Raw genomic sequence first — 22,140 nt, 5'->3', positions numbered from 1 at the left:
AATTATCTTAAAATTTTAAACTTATCAATATTAACGGAATATTTTACGCGTATATAATTAAAATATTTTAGTTAACATATTATAATATTATGTAAACTAACGCCACATTATTGTTAATAAAAAATCCTAATAAAAAATTTAAAATATACGATAACTATTATAAGATTTTTTATTTTTATAATTTTAAGGAGCAGATAATGTCAACAAGCTCATTTTTCGGAATAGAATTAGGAAAAAGGTCGCTTCAAAATTTCAAAACGGCTTTGGAGGTAACGGGACATAATATAAATAATGTCGCTACTAAAGGCTATAGCAGACAGCGAGTAGTAATGCGTTCTTTCGATAAACCTTTGGAAGCGCCGAGTTTAAATAGAGCCGAACGCGCGGGACAATTAGGACAAGGAGCCGAAATAACTACTATTGAAAGAATAAGAGACGAGTTTATAGATTCAAAAATTATGACGGAGCTTGGCGAAAGCGGATATTGGAATACTAAATACGAATATCTTAAACAGCTTGAAGCGATTTACAATGAGCCTGGCACAAATAATTTAAGAAACGATTTGGATGCATTTTGGGACGCTTGGCAAGAAATGGCGGTTAATCCATCCGAAAGAGGAACGAGATTAGTTTTAGTTGAAAGAGCGGATAGAATTAATTCTTCTTTAAATTATATGTTCGAGCAGATGAACGGAATGCGAGGAAATTTAAATAATCTTATTGAAAGCAAAGTAAATAGAATAAACGATATTGCAAACTCTATTAAAGATTTAAATGTAGAAATAGTTAAACAGCAGGCATTGGGACAGAATCCTAACGATTTGCTTGATAGAAGAGATTCACTTTTAGACGAATTATCTTCTATTGCAAATGTCGATATAAAATCGGCAGACCCTGACGAAACTATGATTTATATCGGAAGTAGAGCTTTAATTCAAGGAAATATAATAAGTAAATTGAGTTTGGAGAGAAGCGCAAACAACGAAGGAATGTTTGATATTTATTGGGAAAAGGATAATATTCAAGTTAATCTTGGCGGAGGCGAATTGAAAGCCTTACTTGAAATGCGCGATATAGACACAATTCAAGCTATAAACGATTTGGATACTTTTGCAATGAATTTAGCCGATTCGGTTAATGAAGTTCACAAAAGCGGATTCGGATTAAATCAAGAAACGGGAATCGATTTCTTTACTATGACAAAAAATACTCCTTCCGTTATCGGCAACTTCGATACTAATAATGACGGCGAAGAAGATGCAAGCATAATGTTTAAGGTTAGCGGAATCAACTCAATCGATTTAAACGATAGTATAGGAAGCGCGGGAACATTGATTTTTGGAAATAAATCTAGAGAAGGCGTTAATATTGCTATAGATTATACCGCTCAAATGAAAGTTAAAGATTTGATAGATAAAATTAATTCAAGCGAAGCAAATGTTTCGGCTTATTTGGACGATAAAAATAGACTCGTTCTTAAAGCGAAAGGTTTTGACGATTATATGCGTCCTTCTTATTTTATAAAACATATAGAAGATTCGGGCGACTTTTTAGTTGGAATAACGGGAGTTTTAAATCAATCGGGAGAGGCTGGCGCTTATGATTGGAATCAAATAAATCAAGTTAATCAACTTGCAGGCGATTTTAGAAATTTCACCGTAACTCCTTATAGACATCCTGCATCTTCTATTCAAGTTAATGATATAATAAGAAATGATATTAATTATATCGCGGCTTCAAAAGGAATAGACACAACGGGAAACGGTTTTAATGATAAATGGAACGGAATCGGAGATGGCTCAAACGCTTTGGCTATAGCTAATTTAAAAAATAAAGATATTATGGTTGAAAGCAAATCAACTTTTAACGATTTTTATACGGGAAGCATTGCAAGAATAGCGTCAAGAACAGAAACGGCAAATGCAGAATCGGAAAAACAAACTATAGTAATGGAATATCTTGAAAAATTAAGGCAGTCGGTTTCGGGCGTTAATTTGGATGAAGAAATCGCTCAAATGGCAATGTATCAACATGGATATAACGCTTCCGCTCGGGTTGTTAGCGTTATGGACCAATTGCTAGATGTTGTTATAAATAGAATGGGTGTTTAAAATTATATAAATTAGTTTAGGCGATGCTCTATTTTTTAGAGTGTCGCTTTTTTATTTTTTCAAAAAACCGAATTCGTAAATCTTCGGCTCAATCTTTTTGGCTAAAATTTTCATTCTCTCTCTTAAATTTCCAATCAATTTATTATAAGTTTCGTCAATACTTTAATATCTTTCGCTTCTTTTGAAAACTTGAGAGGATTTGCAAGAATAAACGATGCATTTTTAGATAACAATAAGGTTTTCACTTATGCGTCTCTATGGAAACAAGGATTTTCTTATTTACTAAATAATAAAAAACCCGCAGATATACATAAGCTTATTTTCTTTCAAAATTTACTTAATTTCCCAATTGAAGCCTGCTGACAAATATCAATATATCTTTTATCTCTTAATTTCTTTTCTATAGCGACTATTCCATCGTAAAAATGCAGAGAATATACAAAATCGGTAAAATAATTTGCATTCAAATCGTCTCCTTTCAAACTCCAATATGCATTTAAATAATCAATTAATTTTTTAGCATATTCTATAAAAGAAGATTTATTTTTATAATCGTTCCAATAAGAAGTGTAAATATCTTCGCAAAAATACAAACCGCCGTTATTTATATGTTCAAACATCTCTTCAAATGTTATTATCTGCTCTTCGGGAATATGTCCGCCATCGTCAATTAATATGTCTAATTTTGGAATTTCATTTTTTAATCTTCTTAAAAATTCTCTATCGGATTGCGAGCCTATAAAAATTTTTATTCCGTCTTCTTCAAATTTTTTGCATCTTTCTTTTTTATCGATTCCATAAATATTTACTTTTGAGTTTGGGTTTAATTTACTAAAATAATTTTTCCACATTTTAAGAGAACCGCCATATCCAACGCCAATCTCAAGCAGATTAATATCTTTTCCTCTGTATTTTGAAAAATGTCTTTCGTAAATATCGAAATAGGGGAGATGTTTATAAATTGCTTCTTCCTTATTATTCAAAAAATAATTATGCAAATCGGATTTATTTTTATTTTCTTCGTTTATTAAAATATTTTTTATAATCTCTCTTTTTTTATTATCTTCTTCCGACTCGCCATTTATCATAAAAGTATTTCTATTGATTTTAGTTTTTATTTTATTATTCATTTTAAATATTTCCTTGAAAAAATTTTAACAAGCATAATTTTTATTTGTAAACGATTTCTAAATAATCGCTTTCGTTATGTATTCTATCCAACGCCGTGATATAATATACATAATTTGATTTTTTATTTACGGTTTTATCTTTATAAATTATTTTAGCGTTTGTATTATAATTAGTTCTTCTGATTTTATCTATTAATTCTATTCCCGCTTCTTTAATATTTCTTCTGTAAACGGCATAATAAACCGAAGTTCCTACTTTTGGATGCGAATAATCGTCTAATTTATATTCGTTAGGGTCCGTAAAACTTATTTCTATATAATTAAAATGTTTTTTTATTTTAGGATTTTCTAATTTTAAAGGAGTTTCGTTTAATTCTTTCATTGTATTCATTTTAGGAATTATAGCTTTGAATATATAATTATTTTCTTTTATATATTTTATCGCTTCGCTTCCGTAATTTTTTGTATTAATATCGTTTTTATACATATTATGCATTGTAAAAAAAGCCGAACCTTTTATAAAATTTTTTCCTTCTTTTCTTATATAATTTATTTGCTCTGAAAGTAAATTTGTATTTCGCCAATTTTCCGAACTATTTGAACTGCCCATTCTGTATAATGCATGCCCGATATATAAATCGGCTAAATTGTTATTTGTAGATTTTTTCGCTTCTTCAATCCACCAATTTACTATTATATTGAAAGGAATTAATTTATGCCCTGAACTCCAATAAATTTGCGGAATAATAGCGTCAATATACATTTTATTTATTCCGTCTTTTTCGGTAGCGTTGCTTAACGATTCTGTTTTCTCTCCGTTTAGCATCCATAATAAAACATCCGCATGCAAAGCGTCAAAATTAGGATTATAGGATTTTGTATCGCTTCCGTATTCGCTGCCTTTATATTCCGATAATTTATTTTTGTTTCGCCAAACTCCAGCGGGCGATATTGTCCATTTAACATAAGGCTTTCTTTTTTTTATTTCTTCATATAATTTGCTTACCAAGTTATTTATATTATTTCTTCTCCAAGAGTATAAACCGTTAACTCCGTAATCGTCATAAGATTTATTTGCAATATCGTATCCCGCTTCTTTTCCGTATTTTGAGGCGCTTATTTTATCATCCCAATCTTTATAAGTTTTTCCTTTTGCCGCGTTTTGATAAAAATAATCGTCAAAATGCACTCCGTCTATATCGTAATTTTCAACTACTTCTATAACCGAATCTATTACATATTTTTCGCTTATAGGCTCGCCAGGGTCTAAATATAATCTTTTATCAAACCAATATATCGGCTTTAAATTATTTGAAACATAAGTATGAATAAAATTCTTTTTTGAAAATTGTTCTTTATAACTTTTTTTAGAGTTATAAGTTAATGATATTCTATAAGGATTAAACCAAGCATGAACTTCAATATTTCTTTTATGAGCTTCTTCGATTATAAACTCAAGCAAATCGGTTTTAAAAGGATATTCGTCTCTTTCGTTTGTAGAATCGTTTCCAAAAAAATATCTTGTAGTAGGATTTATTTTAGAATTAAAAATTACTCCCGCATCTGGTTTCACTTGCACAAATACCGCGTTAAAATTATTTTTATTTAAAGTTTCTAAATGCTTTACTATAAGATGTTTTTGTTCCGTTTCGCTTCCGTTTTTTATGGGAAAATCTATATTTACGACTGTAGAAAACCAAGCCGCTCTAAATTCTCTGTATATCGGATTATATTCTCTCTTTTCGTCCATGCTTCTTACGAGAGATTTTTTTATATCGTTAGGAATAATTATATTAATAGTTTCGCATGATAGAATAATCAATATAAATATAAAAATAATAATTTTTTTCATTAATTTAATCGAGTATAGTTTATTAATTTAATTTTGGCATTAATAAATATATTTTTAAAATAAAAAAGGAGCTTTATATAAAATAAAACTCCTTACAATTTTAAACTTAATTATAACATGCTATCAACCATAGATTTAATATTTTCTATAGTGGCTTCTTCTTTTGTAACTTCTTTAACTTTAGCGCCGTCTTTATAAATCGCTATAGTCGGAAGTCCTAATATTTTTTCTCTGATAGCCAATCTTCTTGCTTTAGAAGTATTGAAAGAATAGAAGTTGACTTTGCCCGTGTATTGTTCGGATAACTCATGAACTTTAGGCATTAAAGCTTTACAAGGTTCGCAAGTGTCTCCAAAATAGTCAACCAAACATAATTCTTTTGAGTTAATAACTTTTTCGTCAAAACTGTCTTTATCTAATTCTAACATAAATAAAAACTCCTTATTTTAATTTATCTTATATTTTTAATTATACATATAATTTATTATTAGTCAAGCTATAAATTTTAAATTATTAATTTAATTATAAATTATCGCTTGACAATAGAAAATATCATTATATATTTATCATTATTTTAATATTTTAAGGTTTTATGAAAAAAAATTATATTGAAGAATATACAAAAGAAAGTATAGATTATTTAAAAAATACAGATATAAAAAAAAGAAAAAAATTAGGGCAGTATTTTACGCCAAAATCTATAAGAGAATTACTGCTTTCAAAATTGCCAAAAAAAGATAACGCCGATATTCTTGACCCAGCTTGCGGAAGCGGAGAGTTTTTACTTTCATGCAAAAAATATTTTAAAAATCCAATTCTTTACGGTTTTGATATAGATAAAAAATTAATTAATATCTCTTCAAAATTAGTAAAAAATGCGAGTATAAAAAATTTTGACTTTTTAAATATCGATATTAATAAAAAGAAATACGATTATATTATAGGAAATCCGCCTTATTTTGAATTAAAATTAAACGAAGAGATTAAGAAAAAATATTTTGATATAATTAAAGGAAGAGTAAATATATTTTCTTTATTTATAAAAACGGGTTTGGATTTGCTTAAAGACGGCGGTTATTTGGCTTATGTCGTTCCGCCTTCAATGAATAACGGCGCTTATTTTTCAAAGTTGAGAGAATATATAATTAAAAATTCAAGTTTAGAATATTTGCATATAATTGACGGAGCGGATAATTTTCATTTGGCAAATCAAAAAGTTATGCTTATAATTTTAAAAAAAACTAATTTAAAAAAATCGTCAAAATATATTTTTAAAAAAAACAAAATTACGATTTTTACGGAAGATAAGAATTTTTTGAATAAATCTTATAAAAATACGGTTAGCTTAAAAGATATTGGTTATACGGTAAAAACGGGAAGTATAATTTGGAACGAGCATAAAGAAAAATTAACTAACGATAAAAATAATTCGACTCTTTTAATTTGGGCTTCAAATATAAATAACGGAAAAATAATTATTGGTTATACTAAAGGAAAACCTCAATATATAAAAAATATTTCAAACGATTTAATAATTAAAAGTAGGGTAGTTGTAGTAAATAGAATAACAGGCTCTTCAAAAGATATAAATATAAAAGCGGCTATAGTTAATGAAAAAGAATTTGTTTGCGAAAATCATGTTAATGTTATTTACATGTCCAAAAATGCAAATCAAAATTATTCTTTGGAAGATATTTTTAAAGCTTTACAAGATAAAACAAATATAAAAGTAATGAGACTTATTAGCGGAAATACTCAAATATCTAAAACCGAATTAGAAAGATTGCTTCCTATCATTAAAAAATAAAAAATGCAAGTTGATAATAAAGTTTTTGTTATACTTGATTTTATATAATATTAATATATTATATTTACATGGAAAATTTTATAAACAAAATAACCTGCGATGACGCTCTTAAAACCATGAAATTATTAGACGATAATACTATTTCTTTAATCGTCACAAGTCCGCCTTATTGGAATTTAATAGATTACGGAGTCGATGGACAATACGGGCAATGCTCTTACGAAGAATATTTATATCAAATGCTTGATATATTTAAAGAGTCGGCTAGAGCATTAGAACCTAATGGTAAAATAGCCTATATTACCCCAATAGTTCCCGTATCAAAATCGGTGGACGCTTCTACTCATACGAGAAAACTTTTAAATATTTCGGCGGATATAGAGAGAAAAGTTTTAGATAGCAATTTGGGACTTCATAGATTTAGTTTATATATTTGGCAAAAACAAACCTCTAAAAAAATGTTTGGCAGTTATCCGTATCCGCCTAATATTTACGAAGACAATACTATAGAGTTTATAAATGTTTTGGTAAAAGAAGGCTCGCCTAAAAAAATTCCTCAAGAGATTAAAGAATATAGTAAAATTACGCAAGAAGAATGGTTAAATATGTCGATGCAGATTTGGCCAATAATGCCTACGAATATAAATAGAAAAAATGCGGGAGGACATCCAGCGCCTTTCCCTTTAGAAATTCCAAACAGATTAATCGCTATGTATACTTTTAGAGGAGTGGAAGAATTGGGATTTAAAGGAGATATAGTTTTGGATATGTTTAACGGTTCGGGTTCTACAACTTTATCGGCATATATAAGCAAAAGAAGATTTATAGGGATAGAATTAAATATGGATTATTGCAATATTGCAAGAGACAGAATAGCGAATGTCGATAAAAATTTGGCTCGTAATTTAATTATAGATAGAATAAAAATGCCAAATAAAAATAATACTAATAATATTGTAAAGGCAACGGAAGAAAAAATGTTATTTGAGTTATAATTATGAATATAATAAAAGAGTTATATTGGAAAGAATTTTTTATAAACTACTTAAACGATAATTTATATTGGTATATACCTAAAGGATACGCGATAAAAAGCGATAATTTTGAGAGCATAAAAAATAAATTGTCAGTTTTGAAAGAATACGAAAATAAAATTTGGAATAATGAACTTCAAACAATTATTAGAAAAGAATTTATAAAAAAAGGATTATTTGAACCGAGAGCTGAAAATCAAAATGAAGAAGATGAAAACGCTATAATAAGAGTTATAAAAGTTATTACTTCTACTTTAGGTTTAGCTTGGGTTAATGAAAAAGAGAAATTACATATAACGGATATAGGAAATAAATTATTAGAAAAATCAAATTATGAAGAAATAATATTTAATCAAATAAGAAGATTTGAATTTAATAATTTTAATATTACAAGAAGCAAAGAAAATATTAAAGTATTGCCTATATTTTATTTAGCCAATGTTTTAATAAAATTAAAAGATAAGCGCTTAACAAAAGACGAATATTGCTTATTTATCGCTAAAAAATCGGATAATAACGAAATAAAAAAGTCAGTCGATGAAATAGAAAGATATAGATTATTGAGCGATAAAGACAAAGATAAAATAAAAGATTATTTGAGAGCAAAAAATATTAAGAATATACGAAATAAAAAAAGAAAATCTATATTAAATACCATAGAATTAGATAGTAGTTACGCTTTTAATTTTTTCGCTTCTTCCAATTTGTTTTATATAGAAAATTCAAATATCTTTATTAAAGATAAAAAACAGTTAGAAAACTTTTTAAATGATTGTAAAAATAGCAGTATATGGATAGATTTTAAAGAGAAAAAAGATTGGTTTTATTATTATGGAAGCGACAATAAAAATATATCGCCAATAGAATTTGCTTTAGATTATTATACCGATATATCGGATGTCGATAACGCTTTAAATATTTATAATTATTGCAAGAAAAATAAAATTAAGATTGATAAGAGTATAAATGCAATTTCAGAAACGGAGTTTAAATCCGTTCTTGTCGATGAAAAAATATTAGAAGATTTTTTAGAAAGACATATAAAAGAATTAGAAAAAGGATTAAGATTAATCAGAAGACAATATCCTACTATATCGGGACCTATAGATTTATTAGCTACAGATAATAAAGGACGAATGGTAGTTATAGAACTTAAAAAGAATAGAGTTTCCGATAAAGTTATAGGACAAGTTGCAAGATATGTGTCTTTTTTAGAAAGAGAGCAAGACAAAGAAGTAAGAGCTATCATAATTGGAAAGAAGATAGACAATAATATAAAATTAGCCGTGAATGCCTTAAGTTGCAGAACCGACTTATATAATTTCGATTATAGAGTAAATTTTGAAAGAGTAAATTAAAATATTTTTAATAAAAATTAACAATTCTCGTTAGCGTCACTGTTTTATTATCAAAATCGGTAACTTCTGTTTTAAAAGTATATTTTCCTCTTCTTGGAATAAAACTTCCGCCTCTGTAAAAATGTGAATCTACTCCGTAAACTTCTTCAAATCTATAATTTGGCGCTATATAATAAATATTGTCTCTTTTTATAAAATAAGTAAAATCGTAATCTCTTATAAGCTCTTCGTTCATAAATATTTTTACTCTTTTAAGTCCCATTGGGATGCTGCCAAGCAAATCATAAGCTTTAACGAAAAGCCTCAACTCTCCGTTATATCGCATTGGCATTTTGTCTTTTATTTGAATTAATCTATTTTCCGTTCTTAAATATATTCCATGTATTAAAGGGCTTTGTTCCGAGCCTTTTGAAATTTTTAAATGCTCTAAAGGGTCAACTACCAAACCTTCTTTTATATTTTCTACGGTTAAATGCAAATGAGCGCCGCCCGACCTTCCGCTATTTCCCGTTAAAGCTATAATATCTCTTTCCGTCACTTTTGCAAAAGATTTTTCTATAGTTCCGTCTTCTATATGATAATAATAACTTCTAATTCCATTTGGATGCTCTAATATAATAGTGTTTCCAACTCCGTATAATTGCCTTGTCGGGTCTTCGGCTATATCAAAATAATGAACAATCTCTCCATCCGCCATAGGATATATTTCCATTTTGCTTCCTCCGAAATCCACGCCATTATGAAAATGGTCCGTTCTGAATTCTCCAAAAGTGCTTGTTATTTTTATTTTATTTTCGTCAATCGGAACTCTTCCAAATAATATTGAAGATAAAATAAATAATAAAATAGATATAATTAAAATATTTTTTGTCATAATTTTACCCTTTTATAAGTATAAATATTTTTGTCGCTTACTATCATATATTCGTTTTTCTCGCTCGATATATCCAAATGATAAATCCATCCGTCTATAAAATTCTCATAAATAATTTCTTTCAATTTATTATCGTAAATTATAACCGCGCTTTTTCCTTCTTTCGATACGCTCATTATTGTAGTATTCGTTTCGCTGTTTAATTTCATGTTAATTGCATTTTGCATATTATATTTTTCTATATTTATTCTGTCTTTTTCTTTTCCATTATTCAAATTATATAAAATAATATTTCTGTCCGAAAGCATAAAAGCAGTCATAGATTTTTCGCTCACATAAGCGGAAACATGTCTTCTTCTATTTAATCCCGTGTCTAAATACCATAAAGTCCCGCCTTTTGAATTATACAAACTTATATATTCCGCTCTTATTCCGCTTATAGATAATGCAAAGCTTCCGTATTCGCTTATGGCAACCGATTTGATTATATTTATTTCGCTTAATATTGAAGAGATTACAAAGTCTAAAGTTCCGTTTCTGTTTATATAAGCAATATCTCCGCTTGAAAATCCCGCTATATAATCTCCCGTATTTTTAGCAAAAGCTCCGTCCGTTACAATTTCTCCATATTGAATATGCGAACTTAAATAATTATTATCAAAATCAAACATTTGAATTTTTGAATTATCGCTTGAATGATAAATAATTCTATTTGCATAAGGCGAAATTTCAGGATAAATAGAAGTATTAGTTTTCCATAAAATTAGCCCGTTATTATTGTAAGCGTCAATATAATTTCCGTATCTTTTATAAATAATAAAAATTTCATTATTTAAAGAAGCAAGCTCTCCTCTCTGTAAATTCGTATAAAAAGTTGTTATTCCGTCTTTATTAAAATAATGAATCATACTTTCGGATTTAGTAAAAAAATTATGATTAAATTCTCCTTCAATATTAAAATTATTATCATGCGAAGGCATTTCATAATTATAATTAGATTTATTCCAAATATTTATTATATTATATTCTTCGTTTAATCTATTTTTCCCGAATAAAAATATAAACAATAAAATAAATATGATTGAACTTATTATAGTTAAATATTTTATAAAGAAAGGCTCTATTTTATGTATATTTTCTTTTTCAATAATTAATTTTTTGTTTTCTTTCATTTTTAATATTTCTTTATAAGAATTCTTCCAAAACATTTCTTTTCTTTTATATACGGATAATATTCTCTATCTCCAAAAATTTGATAACCTTTTTCAAGTATTCCGTTTAATATCGAACGCGATGACACGGCAAAAGGTTTTTTATAATCGCTTGGAATATAATTATTATCAACCAATAATATTTTAGAATCGTCATATTTTTTATATTTTTCAGGTATCTCTTTTAACGGCATTATTTTTAAGTTCTTATATTTCGGACGATTTTTTATTTTAAAATTCGTATACCAATGTCCAGCGGCGCGAGTAAGTTCTTTTTTAGGAGTTAGGAAATTATCAACGCTATTATATCCCGCCCATACCAAATTATCTTTGAAATACGATATATAAGCGGGAGTTAAAACATTTGCAATATTAGATATTATAATAAATTTCTTTTTGCTATCTACTAATATTTTCCAATAATCTGTAGCTCTTGAAAACGGAGGATTTGTGCATACAATATCCGCTTCTTCTTTAAGAATTTTCAAAGATAAAGGGTCGTCAAAACTTCCCGTATAATGTTTTGGATAAAATTTTTTCTCTAAAAAGCCGTCTTTTGTAAATACATACGCTTTTGAACCTTGATTAAATAAATCCACAGGTCCATCGTAATGCGTGCATATTAATTTTTTTAATTTAAGTTCTATAAAATTTCTTAAAAAATATAAAGCGAATGCGGATGTATTTCTTTCGTCATCGCCGACGGCATCGTCACAGTTGCAGAAAACCGTTTTATTTCTCCAAATTTTTTTATTATACATAGATAATTCTTTTTCAATATCTTCCATTCGAGTATAAAATTCATCATTATTAACTTTTTGGGCTTTTTGAAGTATATCTTTTCTTGATAAGCCTCTTTCTTTAAGAGTCGGCGTAGTTTTCTTTACTATTTTAACTTTTTTTAAAATTTCTTCTTTCGATTTTGTATATATTTCTTTTATAAATAGTTTATGGGATTTAATAAATTTAACATAATCTTCAAATAAAGGCGAATTATAAAAATATATTTCTTTACTCTTTTCTTCTCTGAGATTAGAAAATTTTTTCTTTATATCGTTTTCTAAAATTGACATATATTTTACTTCAGAGCAAAATAAATATTGATAGGTATTTTCTTTAGATTTTCCCGTCATACTATTATATTCTTTTAGCCTTCTTTCCAAATCGTTAGTTTTTCCTATCTTGCATTTTGAAGATTCTAATCTTGCTTGAACTATATAAATATATTCTTTTTTCATATTTATATATATAACATATTTAATCGGCTTTGTCAAGTTTATAATATTTGATTATTTTATTCGAGTTAAACTTTTTATATCAAACGAAGAATTTTTTTCTAAAATGCTTAAAGGGTCGAAAGTCATATTTCCCGCGCGCATTTCCCAATGACAATGAGGTCCCGTAGCCATTCCCGTAGAACCGATTAATCCTATTATATCGCCTTTTTTTACATATTGTCCTTCTTCCGCTATCAATTTAGACATATGAAAATAACTGCTATAAACTCCTTCGCCATGGTCTATTACAACGCAATTTCCCCTAACAAAAAGCTCTCTCGATACTCTCACCACTCCGTTATTTGCAGCGACTATTGGCGAACCGTTAGTATTCGCTATATCAAATCCTTGATGATATCTTGCATAATCTTTAGTATAACCTCTAAACGCTCCGAATTGCGAAGAATATCTTCCTTGAGCGGGCATTATATAAACAGTGTCGGCATAATTTGTTGGAGTGTATGAAGTATAGACTTTTCCATGCAAAAGTTCTCTCTCTTCTTTAGATTTTTGAGGATTGCTTATTATATTTGTCATAGCCGCGGTAACGCCTGGAATTTGTTTTGGTTTCGGCGGAGGCGGAGTGAAATCCGATTTTATATCTATTGCCAAATTTAATAAAGTTTTATCTTTTAATTCTATATTGCAAACGAATTGATATTTTTCATCTTGAGCGCCGACATATATTCCGAATACGGTTTTATAAATTTTTATATTTTCGTTAGAATTTTTTACTTCAAAAAATTTTACTATCGGTCTTGAGCTTCCCATTAATTTTGAATCTTTTATTTTTATTTCGTCTTTGCTCGTTATAAAAATATTTCCGACTTTCCCCGCATAAAGAGGAACAGGGTTGGCATATACTTTTAAATCTTCGTTATATTTTTTAAAATCTTCCAATGATTTAAAAGATTTGTCTTTTATATAAATCGCTCCGTTTTTCAATTTAGCATTTTTTGAAATATCAACTTTTCCGTTATTTGCAATATAATAATATTTATTATTTATTTTTACTTCTAAAAATCCGTCTTCTCCCGTTTCTATTATATCTCTATCAAATAGTTTTTTTGAATTATCCAAATTTATTTTTTTATTATCTCTTATAATATTGACATTTCCTATATATTTAAAATCGTATTGAGAATACAAATTTATTGAATTTATCGAAAGAAAAAATATAAATGTAAAAATAAATTTCATGATACAACCTTTATTATTTTAATTATTTTTTATAACCTAATTGGTCTAATTTTATAAGATGCTCTTTAATATCTTTATTTGTCGGAGAAATTTCAAAAGCTTTAGTTAAAAATTCTTTTGCATTAGCTATATCGTTTTTTTTGAAAAATGCCCAACCTAAAGAATCCAAATAAGCGGGATTATTCGGGTCTGAACTTAAAGCTTTTTTTATTTCTGAAATTCCTTCTTCTATGTTAGTTTCGCTATCCGCTAAAATAAATCCGAGAGAATTTCTTGCATTTGCGCTTTTAGGGTCTAAAGCCAAAGCCTTTCTTAAAGATTCTATAGCCTTTCTAATATTATTTTTTTTATAATATATATAACCAAGCACGGAATATATTTGAGTATTTTCTATTCCTGAAGATAAAGCGTCCGATAATTCAAATTCCGCCAAATCATACATTTCTCTTACAGAATAAATATAACCTACAATTATATGAGCTTGCATAATTCTTAAAGGATTGTCTAATCTTCGCATTATTTTATCGAAAATTTCAAGAGTTTTATCATAATTTTGAATTTGAGCGTAAGCTAAAGCCAAATGATAACCCGATTCTATATCGTTTTTGCTTTCAAAAGTTTTTTCAAGCGAATCTATAGCCTCTTTATAATTTTCGTTTCTAAATAATTTTATTCCAGCTTCGAGTTCGGTTTTACCTGTCCCTATACTCATATATTCTCCTATGATTTATAGCTTTTAACATTTTATATTTAAATTAAAAAATCTCAATATCTATTGTTTATATATTATTTTATAAATATTATATTTAACAAATAAAATTTTACTCTATTATTTGATAATATAGAATTTTATTAATATTTCTATTTCGTAAAAATATTATCATTTCGGAATAAGCCAAACAACCCACAACTAACAAAACAAAAAAAAGAAGCTCGCCCATTTTAGACAAGCCTCTTCAATAATATAAAAAAAAGAATTTTCTAACCGCAACCTAAAAATCGCAACTTAAACCCTCAACTTTTTTAATTATTTTATCAAACTCTCACTGCAAGCAAAAACTACTTACAATGAGGAGTTTAATAAAATCTATTTAATATAGTGAGGAATTTATTATTTACTTTATAGTTAATCTACCCAACCACCTACATCCCGCAGACTATCATTTTTACTCATATTAATCAAAATTGAATGCTCATTATAGAAAACGGACGGTTTAAACTTAATTGTCCAAGTGGCTATTCTCGGAGCATCCTTATTAGTAGCGCTTGTAATTTCAAAATCTAAAGAATTATAACTTTGAATGTCGGCATTCTTTTTAATAGAATTTGATAGAATAGTTGTAAATTCTGCCACGCTTAATTGATTACCTGCTTTACCATCTTGCGAATTGGTAAGGAAAAATTTAGTTGTATCGTCTGTTCCTACTGCGAATTTACTATTTTCAAAGAATATGTTTTCATGTGGTTCAGAAGTAATATTACCGCCACTAATACTACCTTGGTCCGTTAAGGTAGCACCATTTTTATCTGTCATATCAAACTTACTTTTCTTAAATGTGTCAACCGAAATATTAGTTTGCATTTTACCAATATAAATAGTTGCAGTTTCGGTGTTTTTCGTAATTGGAGTAGCCGAACTTGGAGTTAGCTTAAATGTTAAAGTGACTGCATTAGATTTTCCAGCAGGCATATTATTAAAATCGAAATTTGTCACTTTCAAAGTTCCATTTTCGATAATAAAATTATTTGTGGTTAATGTTTGCAAAGTTGTTTCTTCACTGCTAACCTCCGTCAAAGTTCCGTTGGCATTGGCGAAACTTAAATTAATTGAGTTTATATTGGTTGCTCCGTTAGTAGAAATAATGAGCAAACCTCCAGCGTTTATTGTAGGATTAACGGGCGTTGGGTCTCCTCCTCCGCCGCCTCCGCTTTTTCTACAACCGAAAATTAATGCTACTGCCAACAACATTATTGTGAAAGTTATGCTTCGGACATGTCCGAAGGGCGCAAGCCTACGGCTTGCGCCTATGTTTCTTTTAATTTTTTTTGAATTAGTCATACTAATTCCTCCTTTAATAATTTAATATTTTTATTTAAAATAATGGAGTTTTACCTCCAATAATTTTCCACTTTAGCAAATAAACTTAAAAAAGCCTAATTTCAAATCAACTTTTCTTTATCTTGCCATCCGAATTACCAATAGCAAGTATCAAATATTCTCTACTCATAATATAGCAAACTTTTAAAAAAAGTCAAGTAATAAATTTATAATTTTTGACTTTCTTTATATTAAAATATCGGTTTTTGTATTGATAAATTTTAATTTTATGAAAATAAATTATAAGGTTTATAATTTGGCAAATCGGCTTCAATAAATACAATTTCGTCTTTCACAGGATGCGGAAATTTCAAACTTTTTGAAAATAATGCAAGCAAAATATCGCTTTTATCGTATTTAATATAATTTCCGTATTTTCTATCGCCGTAAATCGTATGTCCGATATTTGAAAATTGAACTCTTATTTGGTGAAATCTTCCCGTTTCAAGTTCTACTTTCACGAGGCTTAAATTTTTAATAATATTTTCTTCTATAACTTCGTATTTTAATTTGGCAAATTTTGAATTTTTAGTATTTTCAAAAACTATTTGGGCTATATTTCCCAATTTATTTGATTTCTTAATAATATAATTTTCTAATATTCCCGTTTTATCTAAAAAAATTCCATTAACAACCGCATAATATATTTTTTCAAATTTTCTCTCTCTTATAGATTCGCTCAATCTTCCCGCCGCTTTTGAAGTTTTAGCAAATACCATAATTCCCGAAACGGGTCTATCCAATCTATGAACCAAGCCTAAAAATATATTTCCGCTTTTATTATATTTTAATTTTATATAATCTTTCACATATTCAAAAAATGAAATATCTCCGCTTTTGTCTTTTTGCGTTGGAATATTTGGAGGTTTTACGGCTACTATTAAATGATTATCTTCATACAATGGATTTATATATTCGGTTAATTCTTTTAAGGATTGCATAAAATTAATTGATATTCTATTAAAGACTTTATAAATTATTTAATATGCCGAGTCAGGGAATCGAACCCTAGACACAAGGATTTTCAGTCCTTTGCTCTACCAACTGAGCTAACTCGGCGATTAATTTAATTAATTGATATTAATTATAACATTATTTAATTTTTTGTCAATAGTATTATAAACAATTATTAAATTTTATTCTTATTCAAAAAAGCTAACTTTTTCTGATTATGTTCGTTATCGCCTCCTTCATGTCCGTTGAAAGTATATACTACGATATCTTTTTTTCCAGCATAATTATTATAAGCGGCAAATACTGTAGAAGGCGGACATATCATATCCATTAAAGCGGTTGAAAATAAAGCTTTAACTTTGCATCTTTTTGCAAAAAATACTCCGTCAAAATATGTTAATGTTTCAAATACTTGATTCTCTTTACTTCTATCGGATAAACAATATCTTGCAATTTGATGATATGGATATGTGTCTACAATCGTAGCAGCTCTTCTATAATCGCATAAAAATGGAACATCGATTAAAGAAGCTTCAACTTTTATATTTGCAAATCCCGATAAAGCTGTAGCTGCAAGAGACATTCCGCCTCCTTGACTCGCTCCGCTTATAACTATTTTATCCGTTAGTTCATGTTGTTTAGCGGCTTCAATAGCTTTAAGAGAATCAATAAATACTCTTCTGTAATAATATTCGTCTTTATTTAATATTCCTTTTGTCATAAAACCATCGGAATGCGGTCCAGAACCTACAGGGTCATAAGTCACGCTTCCGCCGTTTGCTCCTTCAGTTCCTTGTCCTCTCGCTTCCATAACAAAAGTAGAATAACCAGCTGATGGATACAATAAATACTTAAAAGGAAAATCTCTTCCTCCGCCATAGCCAGGATAATACATAACGCAAGTTAATCGTCCTTTGGCATTTTTAGGCGCTATATACCAACCGTATATACGATGCCCGCCGAAACCAGCAAAATTAACTTCCCATACATCGAATAATTTTAAATAATAATCATTCTTTAATTTGTATTTAGCGTCAGCGTTATGAGAATTTTCTTTTAGAGTTCTTTTCCAAAAAGAATCGAAATCTTTTGGCTCTTTTGAGCTGCCTTTATATTCTTTCAACTTGTCTAAACTTAAATCAAATAACATAATTAAATCCTTAATTTATAAAAGTTTTGTTATAATTGTAAGAATATATAATTTAATTTTCTTTGTCAATATTAAAATTTAGTTTTTATTTATTAATAATTTATAATAATAATTAAATCTATTTTGACGCTGTCCACATTTGGCGTAGTTTTTCTATATATAAAAATATAAAAAATAACTTGAAGTTTTGACTTTCTTTTAAAAATAAATTTACTTTTCACTTCTTCTTAATATAAACAAAATTATAAATATCAATATTGGAAAAATTATTGCAAAAAATATTCCCGCTTTTAATCCTATTTGAATAATATCATTATTTGAAATTATATAAGAAAATTTATTTATTATAGTTTTATTATTTGAAATTATTCCTACAATTCCAGGTCCTATTGAGCATCCAACATCGCCCGCTAAAGCTAAAACCGCAAACATAGCCGTTCCGCCTTTTGGGTAAGATTTTGAAGCCAAACTAAATACCGAAGGCCACATTATGCCGACTGAAAGCCCGACTATAGTGCAACCTATTAAAGATAAAAAAGCGAGCGGACTAAATGCTATTATTAAATAACCAAACATACAAAATATTGACGAAACTGTTAAAGCTTTATTTATATCTATATTTTCCGATTTCATTCCGTAAATTAATCTAACTATTCCCATGCAAAAAGCAAACATACAAGCTCCTAATAAATCGCCGACAGTTTTATTTACATTTAAACCGACTTCGGAAAAAAAAGAAACCCATTGAGCTACCGCATGTTCCGAAGCGCCCGAGCAAATCATTAATAATACAAAAGCCAAAACTATACGAACGGATAATAATTTTCTAATTGAAATTGAATTATTTTCATTGCCTTCCGATTTTAAAGTATTTATTGGAACTTTTAGAAATAAAATCGAACAAATTATCGGAAATATAGCCCAAAATATAGATAAATATCTCCAATTTTCTATTCCAAATATTTTAAAATATATAGTCGATAAAATTACTATAAACATCCAACCCCAACAGTAAAAAGAATGAAGTATATTCATAGCTTTTACTTTTTGTTTTTCTGGAAGCGCTTCCACTATAGGACTTACCAAAACTTCAGTCAATCCGCCGCCGATTGCATTTAGAAAATAACATATCAATATTGCCGTAAAAGGATTTACATAAAAAGGCAAAATTCCTAATAATATAAATCCAAAAGCTATTATAATATTTGCAAATACGATTGGAATTCTATATCCTATTTTATCTACAAATTTAGCGGATAAAAAATCTACAATAACTTGAATTATAAAATTAAAAGAAATTAAAAAAGCTATTCTTTCAATCGAAATGCCAAATTGTTTTTGAAAAGCTATAAAAATCAAAGTTGGAAATATATTAACCATAGCTTGATTTATATAACAAAGATAACTTGCATATAAAGTATGAGTATAATTAAATTTTATATTAAATCGCATTTTAAAAACTCCAAATTAAAAATAAAAAAATAAAATTCGCAAAAATTATATTATAGAAAATATAGAAATTCAAATATTAACGATTAATTACTTTTCCGTTTATAAAAGAAAAATTGACGCTTCCAAAATCTCTGCTGTCGTATCCGTAATCTCTGTTATCCGAAAGAACAAAATATTCGTTATAGCCGATAATATAAGGTCCAAAATTATCTCTTCCCGAAACTTCAGAATTTAAAAATCGCAAATCGTTATTTATATTAGCCCAAGATTCTTCTAAAAAACTTCCGTTGATATAAACTTTTTTTTCTCTTATTTCTATAGTTTCATTTGGAAGCCCGATAACTCTTTTTATCAAATATCTTTTTTTAGAAATATTGACATTTCCAAAAGTTGCAAAATAAATAACATAAGAAAAAAATCTTTTTATAAAATTTTCTCTCGAACTTCTTGGGTCTGTCATAAATATTATATCTCCTCGTTTAGGTCTTGAAAATATAATTGTTTTTCCTGTTAGAGAAGATACGAAAGGTTTTATTGCAATCGCATATCTTAATTTTGAAGTTATAACAGTTTCGTTTTTTTCTATAGAATTTTTTGTAGAATTTGACATGGCGGAACTTTTCATTTTATCGAATCTTACAAATATAGTAATTATTCCAAAAATAAAAAAAGCGATTATAAATCCTAAAATAAGTCTTACAAAAATTTTCCATAAAACCGCTATTTTGAATATAAAAAAATTTGTTTTTTCTTTCATTATTTTAACGATTTTTATTTAGAAATCTTTTTTGCCTGATGCTCGCTATTTTCTAAAGCCGCTGGAACTGCAGGAACGACTATATAACCGTATTCTCCGCTTCTGCAAAGATTCATTATAGTTTGATTGTCTAAAGTTTCTCCTGCTTCATCTTCTCTTAAATATTCGGGCAAATCGATTACATGATAAAGAGGCGGAATATTTTCAACATTAACCTCAAATAAATCTTCAATAAATTCCAAATCTTTATTTAATCTGCTTAACATTTCTTCTTTTTGATTTTCTTCTATTCTTAATCTTGTTTGATATAAAAGCGCTTCTAATTCTTCTCTGTCTGTTTTCATAATTAAAAATTTCCTTTTTCTGAAATTATTAAATGATTATATAGGTTTTTTTAATTTATTTCAATTATTTATTTTTAATATTTATATTATTCTTTCTAACTTATAAATAAATATTAATGAAAATAATTTTTTTTGATTTAAATCTATATTCTTTATAAAAATCATTGAAAAACATTATGAAAAATTAAAAAATATTATGTAAATATTAAAAAAATTAGAAAAAATTTAAAAAAAGTTCTTGACTATTTAAAAAAATTTATTATCTTATATACAGAGAGTATAAATAATGTAAAGGCTTTGAGCCTTACAAGGAGTATTTTATGAGTAAACAAAAATATTTATTTAAGGTTATAGCAATAGCTATAATGGTAGTAATGGTAGCGGTAGCTTGTAAAAAGAAACCTACGGGTGTTAACGCTACTGTAGATGTTGGCGAAGAAATAACGCCTCCAGAAGAGCCAATTCAACCCGAAGGACCAAAAGTAAAAATTGACCCTAACGGAGACTTAAAACAGTTTTTAGGTTATTATTATGAAAGCGGCGGATATCAGGGCATAAGCGGAGTTCTTGTATTTACGGCTAGAGTAGGAAGAGATGATAAACAAGCTTATATTGAATTTGAAGACGGTTTTAAATTCTATCAAGGAGCCGGTCCTGCTTGTAAAGGAGCTAATTATAAATTACTTATAGAATCAGGAAAAGAAAGAAATGGAGGAGCTTGTCAATATGCGGATGTAGTATTCTATGAAGACGGCTATATTGATGTTAAATTTAATAATTATCTCTTGCCTATAAGATATTCATTACAAGCTACAAATAAATAAACGAGTTAGAAAATAATTAGCCTGCTCATTAACTTGAGCGGGCTTTTTTATTTTTAATCAACCTTTTACTAAATATAACGAATTAATAGACTTGACTATAAATAAAAAATTTAATATTATATTTACATTAATTTTATTAGGAAAAAAAATAATGATTAGAGATTTAATTATATACGGAGATGAAAGATTACAGCAAAAATCTTTATATATAGAAAAAGTTGACGATGAAATTTTAGATTTAATCGAAGATATGTTTGAAACTATGTATAAGGCAAACGGAGTAGGGCTTGCGGCGGTTCAAATTGGAATATTAAAAAAGTTAATCGTTATATCCGTTCCCGATTTCGATAACGAAGAAGACGATAAAAAATCTAAAAAACCCGATTTCAAATTGGCTTTAATTAATCCCGAAATAATTTGGCATTCTAACGATAAAGAAATTCTTGAAGAAGGTTGTTTATCTTTTCCCGAAATAAGAGACGAAGTTGCAAGATATAAAAACATTAAAGTTAAATATATCGATACAAACGGAGAAGAGAAAATACTTGAAGCTAACGATTATGTGGCAAAAGTTTTACAGCATGAAATTGACCATACTAACGGAATAACTTTTATTGACAGATTAGAATCCTATCAAAAGAGAAGATTAAAAAGAGAATTGAAAGAATTGAGAAACAGCCCGAAACATTTTTATAGCGTTTAATATT

At 27.9% G+C, this 22,140-nt stretch carries 20 protein-coding genes and 1 tRNA gene; 6 read left to right on the top strand and 15 right to left on the bottom strand.

Features of this window, described 5'->3' with window-relative positions; all coding sequences use genetic code 11:
* The first annotated feature begins 197 nt into the window (after positions 1 to 197).
* Positions 198 to 2,111: a flagellar hook-associated protein FlgK gene (gene flgK / locus EPJ79_RS03900; RefSeq protein ID WP_147738513.1), complete on the top strand. Its 1,914-nt coding sequence runs from the start codon at positions 198 to 200 to the stop codon at positions 2,109 to 2,111.
* A 326-nt stretch (positions 2,112 to 2,437) separates the two neighbouring features.
* Here the strand turns inward: flgK and EPJ79_RS03895 are convergent, their stop codons facing one another.
* The 3 genes from EPJ79_RS03895 to trxA all read right to left on the bottom strand — a co-directional run bounded on the left by EPJ79_RS03895 (position 2,438) and on the right by trxA (position 5,521).
* A complete protein-coding gene (locus tag EPJ79_RS03895; RefSeq protein WP_147738512.1) occupies positions 2,438 to 3,241 on the bottom strand; it encodes a class I SAM-dependent methyltransferase in 804 nt (267 codons plus the stop codon).
* 40 nt (positions 3,242 to 3,281) lie between these two features.
* The gene (locus EPJ79_RS03890; protein ID WP_147738510.1) at positions 3,282 to 5,093 is read right to left on the bottom strand and encodes a glycoside hydrolase family 10-like protein; all 1,812 of its coding nucleotides are present in this window, start codon (positions 5,091 to 5,093) and stop codon (positions 3,282 to 3,284) included.
* Between the two features lie 110 nt (positions 5,094 to 5,203).
* Positions 5,204 to 5,521 (bottom strand): thioredoxin TrxA, encoded by a 318-nt coding sequence (trxA, locus tag EPJ79_RS03885; protein ID WP_147559526.1) that lies wholly within the window; start codon positions 5,519 to 5,521, stop codon positions 5,204 to 5,206.
* 164 nt (positions 5,522 to 5,685) lie between these two features.
* On the opposite strand from trxA, the gene EPJ79_RS03880 reads away from it, so the two are divergent.
* The 3 genes from EPJ79_RS03880 to EPJ79_RS03870 all read left to right on the top strand — a co-directional run bounded on the left by EPJ79_RS03880 (position 5,686) and on the right by EPJ79_RS03870 (position 9,292).
* Positions 5,686 to 6,900, top strand: a complete 1,215-nt coding sequence (locus EPJ79_RS03880) for an HsdM family class I SAM-dependent methyltransferase (RefSeq protein WP_147738509.1) — start codon at positions 5,686 to 5,688, stop codon at positions 6,898 to 6,900.
* A gap of 68 nt (positions 6,901 to 6,968) precedes the next feature.
* Positions 6,969 to 7,895 carry a DNA-methyltransferase gene (locus tag EPJ79_RS03875; protein ID WP_147738508.1) on the top strand — a complete coding sequence of 309 codons (927 nt, stop codon included), beginning with the start codon at positions 6,969 to 6,971 and terminating at the stop codon, positions 7,893 to 7,895.
* A gap of 2 nt (positions 7,896 to 7,897) precedes the next feature.
* Positions 7,898 to 9,292, top strand: a complete 1,395-nt coding sequence (locus EPJ79_RS03870) for an AlwI family type II restriction endonuclease (protein WP_147738507.1) — start codon at positions 7,898 to 7,900, stop codon at positions 9,290 to 9,292.
* 7 nt (positions 9,293 to 9,299) lie between these two features.
* Here EPJ79_RS03870 and EPJ79_RS03865 read toward each other — a convergent pair whose 3' ends face one another.
* From EPJ79_RS03865 to gatC, 12 genes are all read right to left on the bottom strand, one after another.
* Positions 9,300 to 10,166: a M23 family metallopeptidase gene (locus EPJ79_RS03865; RefSeq protein WP_147527901.1), complete on the bottom strand. Its 867-nt coding sequence runs from the start codon at positions 10,164 to 10,166 to the stop codon at positions 9,300 to 9,302.
* Positions 10,163 to 11,338: a hypothetical protein gene (locus EPJ79_RS03860; protein WP_147738506.1), complete on the bottom strand. Its 1,176-nt coding sequence runs from the start codon at positions 11,336 to 11,338 to the stop codon at positions 10,163 to 10,165. Before EPJ79_RS03860 ends, EPJ79_RS03865 begins: the two co-directional genes overlap by 4 nt.
* A 2-nt stretch (positions 11,339 to 11,340) precedes the next feature.
* On the bottom strand, positions 11,341 to 12,615 hold the full coding sequence (locus EPJ79_RS03855; protein ID WP_147738505.1) for an adenine-specific methyltransferase EcoRI family protein: 1,275 nt from the start codon (positions 12,613 to 12,615) through the stop codon (positions 11,341 to 11,343).
* A gap of 51 nt (positions 12,616 to 12,666) precedes the next feature.
* Positions 12,667 to 13,854, bottom strand: a complete 1,188-nt coding sequence (locus tag EPJ79_RS03850) for a M23 family metallopeptidase (protein WP_147527898.1) — start codon at positions 13,852 to 13,854, stop codon at positions 12,667 to 12,669.
* Between the two features lie 22 nt (positions 13,855 to 13,876).
* Positions 13,877 to 14,566 carry a tetratricopeptide repeat protein gene (locus EPJ79_RS03845; protein WP_147526051.1) on the bottom strand — a complete coding sequence of 230 codons (690 nt, stop codon included), beginning with the start codon at positions 14,564 to 14,566 and terminating at the stop codon, positions 13,877 to 13,879.
* 414 nt (positions 14,567 to 14,980) lie between these two features.
* The gene (locus EPJ79_RS03840; protein WP_147738504.1) at positions 14,981 to 15,913 is read right to left on the bottom strand and encodes a hypothetical protein; all 933 of its coding nucleotides are present in this window, start codon (positions 15,911 to 15,913) and stop codon (positions 14,981 to 14,983) included.
* 266 nt (positions 15,914 to 16,179) lie between these two features.
* Complete coding sequence (locus tag EPJ79_RS03835; RefSeq protein WP_147717574.1) at positions 16,180 to 16,893, bottom strand: RluA family pseudouridine synthase; 714 nt, start codon at positions 16,891 to 16,893, stop codon at positions 16,180 to 16,182.
* Positions 16,894 to 16,938: 45 nt separating this feature from the next.
* Positions 16,939 to 17,011: transfer RNA gene (locus EPJ79_RS03830), tRNA-Phe, on the bottom strand.
* Between the two features lie 70 nt (positions 17,012 to 17,081).
* Positions 17,082 to 18,056 carry an acetylxylan esterase gene (locus tag EPJ79_RS03825; protein ID WP_242003145.1) on the bottom strand — a complete coding sequence of 325 codons (975 nt, stop codon included), beginning with the start codon at positions 18,054 to 18,056 and terminating at the stop codon, positions 17,082 to 17,084.
* Positions 18,057 to 18,266: 210 nt separating this feature from the next.
* Positions 18,267 to 19,508, bottom strand: a complete 1,242-nt coding sequence (locus EPJ79_RS03820; RefSeq protein WP_244289062.1) for an MFS transporter — start codon at positions 19,506 to 19,508, stop codon at positions 18,267 to 18,269.
* 76 nt (positions 19,509 to 19,584) lie between these two features.
* Positions 19,585 to 20,265: a signal peptidase I gene (gene lepB, locus EPJ79_RS03815; RefSeq protein ID WP_147738503.1), complete on the bottom strand. Its 681-nt coding sequence runs from the start codon at positions 20,263 to 20,265 to the stop codon at positions 19,585 to 19,587.
* Positions 20,266 to 20,279: 14 nt separating this feature from the next.
* Positions 20,280 to 20,609, bottom strand: a complete 330-nt coding sequence (gene gatC, locus EPJ79_RS03810; RefSeq protein ID WP_147738501.1) for an Asp-tRNA(Asn)/Glu-tRNA(Gln) amidotransferase subunit GatC — start codon at positions 20,607 to 20,609, stop codon at positions 20,280 to 20,282.
* Between the two features lie 320 nt (positions 20,610 to 20,929).
* Here gatC and EPJ79_RS03805 point away from each other — a divergent pair, with 320 nt between their 5' ends.
* Positions 20,930 to 21,433, top strand: a complete 504-nt coding sequence (locus EPJ79_RS03805) for a hypothetical protein (RefSeq protein ID WP_147735899.1) — start codon at positions 20,930 to 20,932, stop codon at positions 21,431 to 21,433.
* Positions 21,434 to 21,584: 151 nt separating this feature from the next.
* On the top strand, positions 21,585 to 22,136 hold the full coding sequence (gene def / locus EPJ79_RS03800; RefSeq protein WP_021958796.1) for a peptide deformylase: 552 nt from the start codon (positions 21,585 to 21,587) through the stop codon (positions 22,134 to 22,136).
* Positions 22,137 to 22,140 lie beyond the last annotated feature (4 nt).

It is taken from the genome of Brachyspira aalborgi (assembly GCF_008016455.1).
GTDB classification, from domain to species: domain Bacteria; phylum Spirochaetota; class Brachyspiria; order Brachyspirales; family Brachyspiraceae; genus Brachyspira; species Brachyspira aalborgi.
The sequence above is the reverse complement of the archived record's forward strand: the minus strand, read 5'-3'. Positions and strand labels throughout refer to the sequence as shown.